Source organism: Paenibacillus sp. FSL K6-1318 (genome assembly GCF_037976905.1).
Taxonomy (GTDB): domain Bacteria; phylum Bacillota; class Bacilli; order Paenibacillales; family Paenibacillaceae; genus Paenibacillus; species Paenibacillus amylolyticus_A.
Genome location: NZ_CP150270.1, coordinates 360,218 through 373,148, shown reverse-complemented (window position 1 = coordinate 373,148; position 12,931 = coordinate 360,218). Strand labels below are relative to the sequence as shown.

Annotated in this window: 9 protein-coding genes; 4 read left to right on the top strand and 5 right to left on the bottom strand. The window is 48.3% G+C overall.

Annotated elements, in window-relative coordinates; all coding sequences use genetic code 11:
* Positions 1 to 132: 132 nt before the first annotated feature.
* Complete coding sequence (locus NYE45_RS01810) at positions 133 to 2,106, bottom strand: methyl-accepting chemotaxis protein (RefSeq protein ID WP_340015329.1); 1,974 nt, start codon at positions 2,104 to 2,106, stop codon at positions 133 to 135.
* A 267-nt stretch (positions 2,107 to 2,373) separates the two neighbouring features.
* Between NYE45_RS01810 and NYE45_RS01805 the strand changes: the two genes are divergently transcribed.
* The 3 genes from NYE45_RS01805 to NYE45_RS01795 all read left to right on the top strand — a co-directional run bounded on the left by NYE45_RS01805 (position 2,374) and on the right by NYE45_RS01795 (position 5,933).
* Positions 2,374 to 3,774, top strand: coding sequence for a serine hydrolase (locus NYE45_RS01805; protein WP_340015328.1), 1,401 nt, complete (start codon positions 2,374 to 2,376; stop codon positions 3,772 to 3,774).
* A gap of 153 nt (positions 3,775 to 3,927) precedes the next feature.
* Positions 3,928 to 5,340, top strand: coding sequence for an N-acetylmuramoyl-L-alanine amidase family protein (locus tag NYE45_RS01800; RefSeq protein WP_340015326.1), 1,413 nt, complete (start codon positions 3,928 to 3,930; stop codon positions 5,338 to 5,340).
* Between the two features lie 107 nt (positions 5,341 to 5,447).
* Positions 5,448 to 5,933, top strand: coding sequence for a GerMN domain-containing protein (locus NYE45_RS01795; protein ID WP_340015325.1), 486 nt, complete (start codon positions 5,448 to 5,450; stop codon positions 5,931 to 5,933).
* Between the two features lie 81 nt (positions 5,934 to 6,014).
* Here NYE45_RS01795 and NYE45_RS01790 read toward each other — a convergent pair whose 3' ends face one another.
* From NYE45_RS01790 to NYE45_RS01775, 4 genes are all read right to left on the bottom strand, one after another.
* Positions 6,015 to 7,604: an MBL fold metallo-hydrolase gene (locus tag NYE45_RS01790; protein ID WP_340015324.1), complete on the bottom strand. Its 1,590-nt coding sequence runs from the start codon at positions 7,602 to 7,604 to the stop codon at positions 6,015 to 6,017.
* On the bottom strand, positions 7,601 to 9,271 hold the full coding sequence (locus tag NYE45_RS01785; protein ID WP_340015323.1) for an iron ABC transporter permease: 1,671 nt from the start codon (positions 9,269 to 9,271) through the stop codon (positions 7,601 to 7,603). Before NYE45_RS01785 ends, NYE45_RS01790 begins: the two co-directional genes overlap by 4 nt.
* A 116-nt stretch (positions 9,272 to 9,387) precedes the next feature.
* Complete coding sequence (locus NYE45_RS01780) at positions 9,388 to 10,461, bottom strand: ABC transporter substrate-binding protein (protein ID WP_101314834.1); 1,074 nt, start codon at positions 10,459 to 10,461, stop codon at positions 9,388 to 9,390.
* Positions 10,462 to 10,530: 69 nt separating this feature from the next.
* Entirely contained in the window at positions 10,531 to 11,547 is a 1,017-nt protein-coding gene (locus tag NYE45_RS01775) for an ABC transporter ATP-binding protein (protein WP_340015322.1), read from the bottom strand.
* A gap of 405 nt (positions 11,548 to 11,952) precedes the next feature.
* Between NYE45_RS01775 and NYE45_RS01770 the strand changes: the two genes are divergently transcribed.
* Positions 11,953 to 12,861: a LysR family transcriptional regulator gene (locus NYE45_RS01770; RefSeq protein ID WP_340015321.1), complete on the top strand. Its 909-nt coding sequence runs from the start codon at positions 11,953 to 11,955 to the stop codon at positions 12,859 to 12,861.
* Positions 12,862 to 12,931: the final 70 nt, after the last annotated feature.

Sequence of the window (12,931 nt, the reverse complement as noted above, 5' to 3'; positions counted from 1 at the left end):
ATAATATAATTTTGTTTAGTTTATGTCAACGTAACGGAAAAGGATGCTGTGTTTGAAGAAATAACGGATGCCCCTTGTTCAACAGAAAAAAGACCGCAGGGTCGCAACCCTGCAGTCTCATTTCAATCCCTGTTACAACTTAAACCGTTCAATCATGCTTTGCAGATCTTCAGCCATACGTGACAATGCCGCCGAAGATGCTGCGACCTCTTCCATTGTAGCCAACTGCTCTTGAGCAGCCGCTGATCCATCTTCCGTTCCAGAGGCAATTTTGTCTGACAGAACCATCGTATCATTTACTGCCTTGTTGATATGACCCATGCCCCCATCAATCTGACGGGAAGCCGCGGATACTTCTCCAGCTTGTGCAGCCACCAACTGTACGGCAGTACGAATGTTATGGAAGGCTTCGCCCGCCTCCGTAACCATCTGCGAACTCTTGATCATACCTTCACCTGTACGGGCAAAGGTCGATTGCACCGCATTGGTTTTCTCCTGCATCTCATGCATAAGCTCATTAATCCGCTCGGCTGAAGCGCCTGAGCTGTGAGCCAGTGTCTTCACTTCGTTGGCTACGACCGCGAATCCACGCCCTTGCTCGCCAGCTCTTGAAGCTTCAATGGACGCATTCAATGCGAGTATGTTGGTCTGCTTGGCGATGGCCGTAATCTCGGCCACAATCACAAGAATCTCTTCATTTTTCGCGCGCAGATCCTCTATGACCACAGACATGGCTTTGCTCTCGTCATTCACCTGCTGAATATGCGTAACCGCTTCTTCTACGGTAACCATACCCGCTTCCGACTTGGTGGAAGCATCCAGAGCGATACGAGCGGTGTCTTCAGCACTTGATGAAATTTCTTTGACTCCAATGGACATTTCGCCTACAAGTTGGCCAGTAGCGGCAAGGCTGTTGTTTTGCAACGTCGTTCCTGCCGCTGCATCCTGCATCAGTTCAGCTACCTGCTCTGTCGCTTTGGATGTCTGCTCGGAACTTGCCATCAGCTCTTCAGAAGAAGCTGCCAGCTGGCTGGACGTATCATGTACCTCTCCAAGCACACTACGTAGTGAAGTCGTCATTGTATCGAAGCTTTCTCCAAGCTGTCCGAACTCATCCTTGCGCTGCAAACCAACCCGAACGGTGAGATCCCCGGCGCTTACTTTGGATGCTGCCTGCGTTAATTGCAGTAATGGTCGGTGAATGCTGCGGATAATGAAAATAAGCAGAATCAACCCAATAACCAATGCAGATGCCACAATCGTAATTGAACGGATCATAATAGGCATCACGGCTTCAGTTGCTTCAGAAGGAACCATCTCACCAACAATTTTCCAACCCGTCACCGGATTGGTATAATACACAGCTTCCAATTCGCGACCATCATATGTATACTTCACGGTCCCACTTTCTTGTGTATACATCTCATTAATATAGCTTTCATCTGACTGTGTACCGGATTCGATTTTGTAGTGGAACAGGAATTTGCCCCCGTTATCCAGCATGTACAGTTTTCCTTCTTTGCCAATGCGTATCTGATCAACGGATTCTTTCAGATGATTGAGACTGACATTGGCCCCGAATACTCCTTTGCCATCAGCCAGTTTGGCTGCTGCCGTGACGACCCATTCACCTGTTGTAGCCGACTGGAACGTATCCGAGATTACCGGTTCGTCCTGAGACATGCCCATTGTGTACCATGAACGTTCACGCGGATCATAGATCTGTTCTCCGGGATCAGGAGACTTCATCCAGCTGCCATCATCGGCACCTGCGGTAAGCACACCCAGTTCCTTATGATTCTGAGACATCCGATCCATCTGCCTTTGAAGCGCAGGGGATTTGTTAATAATATCGTTTGAAGTAATACCCGCAGCCATCTGTGCTGCGTTATCCTTCTCCATTTCCAGCATTTGATTTATCTGCAGACTAAGCATTTCTGTTTTGGCCTGTGCGGAACGAATAATTTCCATTTTAACCTGGTCAGCAGCTTTTTGATAAGACAACCATCCCACGGTAATGCTCGGTACTACCAGGAACAGGAGCAATGCAGCGATCAGGCGTTTTTTTACGGTTAAACTAAACCAATTTCGAATCCTTTTCTTCATTTTAACTATCCCCCATCATAATCTTCACCCATCCTTTTATCGGACAAATCCTGTAAAAATATTATGTATAGATACTAAATTAGAATAAATTTAATCTTTTCGGTCAGGTTGGATGGACTTACCCTATCCTACTTTTCGTTTTGACCCTCTTAGCAAGATCGTTTACAATGCTCATAAGCTGGCTATTCATGAAACGATTGGAAGGAGAGGATTCAAATCTTACGCAAGTCAAATGAAAGGCAACGCATTTCCACTGTATATTCATCCATGTTCCGCATTCTGTTAGCGCTCATCCTGTGCGCAGGCCCGATTCTGGGACAAGCTGGTACCACGGCATCTGCAGCGCAGACGACGCAAGCAGTTCACATTGAAGTGAATGGTGAGCAACAATCCTGGAAGAACGCACCACTTATCATCAAAGGTTCAACGTTTGTTCCACTACGGGATGTGGTCACATCGGTTAAAGGCACGTTGAAATGGGATAATCGCACCAAGACGGCTACCATTACCGTTGGCAGAGACAAGCTGGTCCATCAGGCTGGCAGCAATTTCATTAAGGTAAACCAGGTTTATCTGGCGACAGGTGTGAATTCACGTACGGTTAACGGTACGTTGATGGTACCTGTTCGGGCCATGGCTAATGCAATTAAGGCCGATATCAAGGTCCAACGTACAGCTACAGGTCAGATGAGTGTGAATATGGTAACCGATCAAGTCAGTCTGCTGAAGAGCGAAGTTGCCAGCGTAGATACGTATCTGCGCGAGATCAACTATCCGGGCATGGCTCTGATTGCCCGTGATGGTGAAGTACTTCTAAAGCAAGGCTACGGACTTGCCGACGAACAGACACTGAATCGTCCGGATCAGAAGACTCGAATCGCATCGCTGAGCAAATCCTTCACGGCCGCTTCCATTCTTAGTCTGGCGGAAGAAGGAAAGGTTGATGTGCAAGATCCAATCTCCAAGTACATCTCCGGTATACCGAAGGGAGATCAGATCACGCTGCATATGCTCTTATCTCAGACCTCAGGTCTGCCATCCGCATTCGGTCGGGGTGAAGGAACTTCTATGGAAGAGACTGTAGAGGAGATTCGCCACAAAACGTTGAAGTTTGAACCAGGGAGTGCTTATCTGTACAGCAACAGCGGGTATGTTCTGCTCGCTTACGTCGTTGAACAGGTATCCGGCATGAGTTATGCCGATTACGTGCAGCAGACTATACTGAAGCCACTTGGCATGAAAAATTCGGGAGAGGCTTCCCGTAAAGTGCATACCATTAGTGGTTTTGTTCAACAAAATAACGCATGGGTAACTGCCCCTTACTATGTATCTCAATCCGGGTCAGGAACCATCTATTCCACGGTGGACGATATGCTCAAATGGGACCGTGCCTTGTATACGGACCAGATTCTAAGCCAGGATACGATTGAACAGATGTATGAGCCTTACTCCGATAAAAACTATGGCTACGCCTGGATTCTGAAAGAAAACGGCACGAATCGTACCGTCTTCCACAATGGTAGTGGTGGCGGGTTTGCCACAGCCTTTTCACGTAATCTGTCCGATGATATCACCATTATCCTGCTCGGCAATCATGCAGGTATGGACATGACTTCACTTTTGGATGAAGTTGAGACAAAAACAGCTAAAGCACTGCAATTGCAATAATTTTATTTTCATAAAAAGCAATAAGAGGCGATCCTTCAGCAGGATCGTCTCTTTTATTTAGTTAAAAAGAAACATTTTTACAATTTTACCGTTTATATTATGTAGGTATATTCTGGAATTAAGAAAAAGATCTAATACTAGTCGAGGTGCATAATGAAGAAAACCATTTTACTACTGTTTTTGAGCCTGTTCTTACTCGTTTTGCTTCCTACTCAGGGAAATGCCGCTGCAAGCACGTCGAAAATCGTTATGGATGGAGAGGAATTAGTCCTCCCAAGTGATGTACAGGTGACGATTATCAATAAAAACGTGATGATCCCGATTCGTGTTGTTGCCGAAAATTTAAAATTCAAAGTCGATTGGAACCAGCAAGCACGCACTGTAAAAATCCAGCAAGATCAACAGACGATTTCGCTAACCGTGGATCAAAAGCAAGCCATGGTTGCAGACAAGCAAGTCACCTTAAACACAGCACCGCAAATTTTGAACAAAACGCTGGTGGTGCCCATTCGATTTGTCAGTGAACAAATGGGGCTTAAGGTAAGATGGAACAATCAAGACAAGATCGTATACTTAACGAACACTAGTAAGGAACCTGCTATCGACCCAGGCAACATTTCTGGAAAAGGGGACTCCATATCTGACGCTCAGGTTACCGATATCCAATTTGCCAATAATCAGCTCGTTTTATCCACCGATCGGGCCATTCAGCCGGTAATAACGACCCTCAAGTATCCTGATCGTCTGGTTGTGGACTTGCCCGGGGCCACCTTTGGAGATCTGTCCCAACCGCTGGATCAGGGATTCAATGGCAAGCTGGACGTGAGCGTTTATCCCAATGTGACGGAAGTGAGATACTCACTGTTCAAACGAGATCCGGCGCAAGTTCGAATTGTTGTAGAATTGAATCATGTGAAGGATATCCAGTATAGCCAGAACGTCATTGCCGACAAACTGATTATTGACCTGAATATTGCAGGAGACAACATCGCACCTACTCCTGTAACTCCAATAGGTGATTCAGGATGCAAGGTCGTTGTGATCGATCCAGGACACGGTGGCAGTGATCCAGGGACGATCAGTATTACTAACAAACCCGAAAAGGAATACAATCTGGCATTGGCTCACAAAGTACAAGCCCTGCTGCTCAATGAACCTAATATCGAATTGGTGATGACTCGTGAAGGTGATACCTATCCGACCCGCCCTGAGCGTGTTCAGCTCGCCAATCAATTAAACGCGGATGTATTTGTATCTATCCATGGCAACAGCGTGAAGTCTGCACCTCAGGCGACAGGTACGGAGACATATTATTATCAACGCAGTAACAGCAAGGAATTAGCTACTATTATTCATCAACGTTTAGTGAAAGCCATGGGGCTCAGAGACCGTGGTGTGAAAAATGGCAACTTGGAAGTGATCCGAGACACGACCATGCCTGCCGTGCTTTTGGAAGTGGGATTCCTGAGTAATGTGCTCGATGAAGAACTGATGTCATCCGAAGTTGTTCAGATGAAAGCCGCTCAAGCGATAGCCGACGGAATCAAGGAGTATTTGGGCCTATAAATCATTAAATACATTAGATGGGAAGTGATTCTTTGAATAAGAAGCTAGGTTGTGCACTTATATTATCATGTTTGATCCTTATCGGAGTCGGATGTGCCCAGAAGCCAGTGAGTGAATCCGGATCGAATGAACCTGCTGTACAGGGAGGACAGGCGCAGTCACCAAACCCATCCAAACCGGAGGTGGATCTGGACAAAATGAATACACAAGTCATCGATGTTTACTTGGCAGACTCTCAGGTACTCGAGCTTGAGAAAACAGAGCAGGAAATTGAGTACAAGGATGACTCCGAAAAATATAAAAAAACATTTGCAGCTCTGCAAACGAACACTGATCCAGAGCTTGTTTCCCTTTGGGAGCAGGTTGAATTGCTCTCTGTCCAATATGCTGAGGGTACGGTAACTTTGGATGTTCATATCCCCGCTGAAGCCAACCTCGGTACCAGTGGAGAACTGCTCGCATTGGAAGCTTTAACCACAACGATGTTTCAATTTGATGAAGTAAATAGCCTGGATATACTGGTGGACGGTGAAGCCGTTGATAGTTTGATGGGTCATGCTGAACTGGAGCACCCCACTCATCGCGAACCCTAAATTTATAACAATTCAATGGAAAAAGAGCGTCCCCAGGGACGCTCTCAGATAACGAACGCAACACTTCGTTTCATGTACAATTCACACATATAGCTCGTCACCAGCAGACAGTGAATGTATCACTGTTCCCGGTGAGGGGCTATTTCTGAGCAAACCTTCTTTTAATCGGTCCGTCTCTGCCCGGTCAGCATGCACAAGGACCGTATGACTTGCTGGAATCTGATGCAACATCCGCTCAACATCCTTCCAGCCCTGATGTACTTTATAGCGTATTTTCTGCACCTCACATACTCCATACTTGTCAGGAACCCGTAGCAGCTTATCAGCAAATGTATCATGAGCAACATGCCCGGTGAGCAGAATCAGATTCTCCTCGCTGTCTGATAATTGGCTATAGTACCAACGAGCAAGCGAGGACTGCATCATGCCGTCCGGAATGAACCATAGCGAAGCAGCATGTTGTTCCAACAGTTGTTCCCGCTCTTGGGTGGTCGTAGGCAGATCCCACCCTCGTCCGGTCAGAAAGCCATCAATTTCGTCTTTCAACGAACTTCCGATGACATGCTCTCCCTTCTCCCTCAACCAGTATGGAACATGCATAAGCTGCTTCATACCGTCCACCAGCCCTTGTTCCACTACGATTGGAACAGCCGGGAACTGTTGCTGTGCCCACAATATGATCTCCTGTCCGCGCCCTACGACAGGCATGGGTAGTAGCACCTTTCCACCGCGTGCAATCGTCTGGCGAATGAATCGTTCAAGCTGTTCCAGTTTGTCGGCCTGTGTATCCTGATCCGTACCATAGGCCGCATCAACAATCGCCAGATCTATCAGCCCGACGGAAGGTATTGCTGCGCTATCTGCTCCGCTTGCTATATTTGCTCTGCCTACTCCATCTGCTTCGCTGGATGTGAAATTTCCCTGTTTCATGGGTATCACCTTGGATACGAGTGTTCTTGACGACGCTTCTGATGTAACAAATGTCTGATCTTGTGAAGCTATACATCCTCCAGCCTTTTGCCCACTGTTCATAGCGATTAGTTCTTCCGCGCCCCATCGTTCGCTGCTCGAAGCATCGAACACCGGATTTTCATGGAGCGTGCTTGCCTGCAAGAACGCTTCGGCTGGACAATCCTCCTGTAAAAGCAGCGATTCGGAAGTGTAATCCCCTGAATAAAAAATCCGCGTACCTTCCATTTCAACCCCAAACCACACCGATCCAGCCAGATGTCCACTTCGGCCCCACATCACTTTTACTTCAGGAATGGGTTCGAACCAGGTCTGGGATACCACCTCATCCTCCAGATACCGATAACGAATAGCTTGCTCATCTGCTTCATCATAAGGAAGTTCTTCGCTTATACGCTCTACAAATCTACGCCAGTTGGCAAAATACGTACGCAGCTGCGCCCTAGTCTCTCTCGTCGTCCACACTTCACCCTGGTAACCCATCTTATACAGCAAAGGGATGGCGACGGAATGATCCTCATGGGCATGGGACAACAGGACCGCATCCAGTTGCGGGACGATCTTCGGGTCAATTAGTGGATACTCGCCCGTGCCTTCTTTTTTCACACCACAATCCAGCAATAGGCGAACATTGCTCCCGCTCAGGAGATAGGCGGAACGTCCATGTTCCCCTGCACCGCCCCATACGTTCAGTTTGATCATGATGCATTCCACTTTCTCTTTGAATTCAGCATTTCGATTCCCAGCAGCATCAGCACCGTCATACCTACTGTAACGACGGCCATCGCCATGCCGAGTGATACCTGACCTTGTTCAAACTGGGCAAAAATATACGTAGCCGACGTCTGCATCGACGGCGGAAGAATCAATAACGAACCTACCAGCTCCCGGGTAGCAATCGTAAAGGTCATCATCCAACCCGCCAGCATGCCGGGCAGGATCAGCGGGATCAGGATACGTCGCAGAATATACATCGGCTTCCCGCCAAAGACTTGCCCAGCCTGGAACAATGTTCCGTCAATCTGGGTAAAGCTCGATTTTACATACTGCACCGTGTAAGGCAAGAAGAGAACAACGTACGTGAGAACAACCATGCCGTAGGTGTTATACAACGTGACTGGCATCCAAGGGGAGTTCCAGAAGAGAATCAGACCCACCACCATTACGATGCCCGGCACCGTATTAGGCAACAGACTGAACAAGTCAATCACACGCTGCATGAATGAAGATGATCTGCCGATCGCCAGCGCAAACCCCGTACCGATAATAACAGCAACGGTTGAAGCCGCAAGGGATAGCCCGAGACTGTTCCCGATCGCCTTCATGCTCACCGAACCCCAAGATAACAGCTCCTTGTAATGATCCAAGGTCAGGTTATCAAAAGCGAGTCCCGATCCCCGTAGCTTCATGGTCGAAGCGGCGATGATGGAGAAATACGGAATACCTACCGACAGGATCAACAGGATTGCAAGATACACACCGCACAACCATCCTGCTCCGCCACGAAGAGAATATCGCTTCGAACGTTGGCCTTTGCCACCAACCAGACGATACGTGAACTTTCGACTCATGGCCGACTGCATGTACCACATCACCAGACAGACGGACAGCAGCACCGATGCCAGCGAAGTCGCCTTGCCGAAATCAATCGGCCAACTGGAGATGTACTTATGGATTTCGGAGGTCATAACATAATAGCCAATCTTGCGCCCGAAGGTTGCCGGTGTTCCGAATTCCGCAATCGTTTTGACAAAGACCAGCATGATTCCCATGCCGTAGGACGACAACAACAGGGGTAAAATAATGCGTCTGAAACGATACCCCGCACGTGCACCGTGTACGGCTCCCGCTTCTTCCAGATTGCCACCGATGCGGATCAATGCATCCCGAAGCAGCAGATACAGGAATGGGAACAGGTGCAAGCTCATAATGAGCACCATGCCCCAGAAGCTGAAGAACAGCTCACTCCAGCTCGCAGATGAAGGCACCCATTGCTGAAGGTATCCCCCTTTTTGCATAAATAGAATCCAGCCCATCGAGCCGATATACGGCGGAGTCATGAACGGAATCATCAGGATCACATCGACCCAGCGGTGTTCGCCCATCCGGGTCTTCGCCATCATCCAGGCAAGCGGCAGCGCCAGCAGCGTGGTTACCGCTACAACGCAGATACCAAGCCAGACGGAGTTCAGCAATACACCTGATAGATGATGACCGGTAATCGTGCGAATCGGAGCCATCCAGTCCCATTGCCCGTCGGGATACACACTTTGCCAGAAGATCAGCAAGAGCGGCACGCCAATGCTTATGGTCAGCAGAAAGAGGGCCAGAATCACGCCCACTCTCCGAAAAATTCGGTTGTTGTCCATTACAACAGGTTTCACTACGTTCACCTCACATGACTTTCCACAGACAGCAGGTATTCCTTTTGCCTAATTGTCTCTATACTTGTTCTTCTTTCGGTATGTTGCATATGCAAAAGTACTTACTTAAAAGTCTCGGAAAAACGTGCTGCTGTCTCTTCACCATGTTCGCTCATCCAGTTCCAATCCACTTTGAGTTGTGGAATATCCTTCACATTGGCGCGGTTAGTCGCTTCAATGTCTTCGCGGCCCGGAATCAGATAAGCATCTGCAACGAGTTTCTGTGCTTCATCGGACAACAGGTAGTCAATGAACGCTTTGGCATTTTCTACATTCGGACTGGATTTCAGAATTGCTGCCGGTCTTGGGCTGATTACCGTGCCTTCCTCCGGATATACGATATCCAGGGGTTCACCTTTTGCCTTGGAGGAATACGCCATGTAATCCACACCTGCTGCTACGATGCTTTTAGCACCCGTAATGACCGGATCAAGTGCTTCCTGATTAGCACCTGCCATCGCTACACCATTGGCTTTATAGGCACTCAGCAAATCCCATCCTTTTTCACCATTCGCACTCAGGTATCCTGTGATGAAGTCGAGTGCTGAACCTGATAATGTAGGGTCGGGAATGTTCACTGCATCTTTCCACGCAGGCGTAGCAAGCTCTGCCCAACTTGTTGGTGGTGTAGATACCAGTTTGGTGTTATATACAATACCCAGTGCGGATGCGCTGCTGCTGAAGTAGTTGCCCTCTGCATCCGACCAATCCTTGTTCAGCTTGTCTGCATTCGCTGCGTCCGGATATGGCATAGTCAGTCCATCCGCTTTCAGAGCCTGTGCTGATGGTAAAGAGGCCAGGATTACAACGTCTGCCACCGGATTGGATTTCTCTGCTTCCATACGAGCCAGAATTTTGCCTGTCGTTCCCTGGAACATCTCGACTTCAATCCCCGTTTTGTCCGTAAATCCGCTCACGATGTTATCCGCCAGCTTCTGTGGACCAGCACTGTACAAGACAAGCTTGCCGCCAGCCGGTTTCGTTGTTTCCGCAGCTGCTGCTGTATTTCCTTCACCCGCGGGTTGTGCCGCGTTGCCTGTGGTCGAGTTCCCTGTGCTACATCCGAACAAGCTGATACTCATTACCGCTGTTAATAACAGCATTGCGCTCTTTTTCCGTGTTTTCATACCCAACATATTCGTCCATCTCCCCTGGTTTCTTATAAATGTGTACTTCTGCTTCCAACTGCGTGCTCGTTCAACAATTTAATATGCCACTGCGATCGCTTCGTTCTGCTTTACACTCGGGTTGTCATAACCATCCATTCGGCATATCCGTTCCGGGGTTACATAGAGCTGCACCCGCTCCCCTACGCGCACTCTTTGATTCATATATGCTGTCCATACGCCCAGCCCTTCCATCTGCACTCGCACTTCGTAACGCTCACCTACATAGCTGACGCTGATTACCGTCCCCGGATAACACAGATCGTCATGACCTGTTTTGTTCCAAGTGACATGCTCCGGACGAACCATGGATTGATCAGGTGTAAGCCAGTTGGACTTTCCGATAAACGAAGCGACATACGGATCACTTGGCGCCGAGTAGATCGTTTCCGGGCTTCCCTTTTGCAATATCCGCCCCTTCTGCATGACGACAATTTCATCCGACATCGACATCGCTTCAATCTGATCATGTGTGACGTACAGCGCAGTCAGTCCCATATCCCGAACCAAGGACATCATCTCAATCCGCATCTCTTCCCGGAGTACAGCATCCAGTGCACTCAGTGGCTCATCGAACAGGATCACACCCGGCCTTACGGCTACAGCTCTGGCAAAAGCAACCCGTTGCTGCTGTCCACCAGACAGCTGATGAGGATAGCGATCTTCCATGCCTTGCAGGCGGACCATGCCAAGCGCTTCGTTCACCTTTTGCCGTAGATCGGATTTCTGTTTTCCGGCCTTCAGGCCAAACGCTACATTTTCGTATACGGTCATATGCGGCCATAATGCAAAATCCTGAAACACCATGCCCAGATTACGCTTGTGTGTCGGTATATCAATCCGCTTCGCCGCAGAGTAGATACACTGACCATCTGCACGAATCTCCCCCGCGTCCGGCTGTTCCAACCCGGCCAACATGCGGAGCAGTGTTGTTTTGCCACAGCCCGATGGGCCGAGCAGTGTCGTGAACTTTCCATGTTCAAGCGTTAGATCTGTCGGCAGCAGTGCGGGTGTTTGATTAAATGATTTTTGAACTCCCGTTATCTCTAATTTCATAAGCATCCCTGCCTGTCTTCTGTTACTTGTATCTTGCACTGTTCTCAGTCTAACGTCCGCTTTCGCGAGTTGTATGTCTTGTATGTAAAATTGGAATTAACTTTTTAGATGAATTCTGTTGATGTTCATAGATTAAATCTATAGTAGGTGAACTAAATTAATTTTCATGTTGTCGCTCCGATTACAGCACCATCTTCCGATCGCTGTTATCCCCAGATTTCTTTTATTTCCTTTATAAAGGGAGAAATCCGGGGATAAAGGCGAAGCATATGCTTCCGAAGCAGCTTTCTTCCAGAAAGCTTTTGGCTCCGCTTCTTCAGATTGGTTCTGTCTCTCCGTCTTTATGAAAAACATTAGATCATCTTATATATTGGGGCTAGTAGAAGTGAGAGGAGTGTTGGAACATTGAATCTGATCAAATTGCAAATTGTTGAGCTGATCGATAAGCATCATCACATGACAAGCGTGGCCGAGTTACTGGGGATCAAACAACCGACCGTTACCTTTCATATGAAGTCATTGGAGGAAGAGATGGGTGTGCGATTATTCGAATCGCGCAGTGGGAAGACTTTTTTAACCGAAGCCGGACAGGCTTTGCTCCATTATTCCGTCAAAATCAATGCTTTGACCCAAGAGGCAAGGCGGGTAGTGAAGGAATATGACAGCCTCTATCGGGGCACCCTGCACATTGGGGCAAGCTATGTACCAGCTACATATTTGCTGCCCGCCATGCTCAATACCTTTTCTCAGGAATTCCCGGGCATTCGTATCGTCTTATCCGTCAAACCATCACCTGTTATTCGCGAGATGCTGATTCGGCACCAGATTGATCTGGGTGTGATCTCTTCCGAGCCGTTTGTTGGACCTGCCCTGCAAGCCGAGACGCTATGTGAAGACGACCTGGTATTAATCTGCTCTCCGCAGCATGGTTTGGCCCAGAAGGATGCATTAACCCCTGATCATATCGCGAAGATTCCTTTTGCCTTACATGGCAATGAATCCAGTACTCGTCGGTTAACCAACCAATGGCTTGCGCAACATGATATTCGTTTGCGGAGCACGGTGGAGATGGATTCCCTGGAAGCCATCAAACAGCTCGTGTTAATCGGGGGGCATGTCTCATTCATGTCTCGGATGGCGGTACAGTGGGAGGAACAGCAGGGGCTCATTCAGGTTCTTCCCATTCCCGGAGAGCAAGCACCGCGCCATATTTATACGGTACATAACAAGGACCGCCACCCTTCAGTTCAGGTAAACCGCTTCAAAGAAGTGCTACGAGAGGTGAGTCACGGCTTCCCCACTTTCCATGGCTAATTGCCCTGATCCGCTATAAACTATCGTTTGCCATTCATCAAATCTATGCAGGGTTAACGCAATGTGCGCT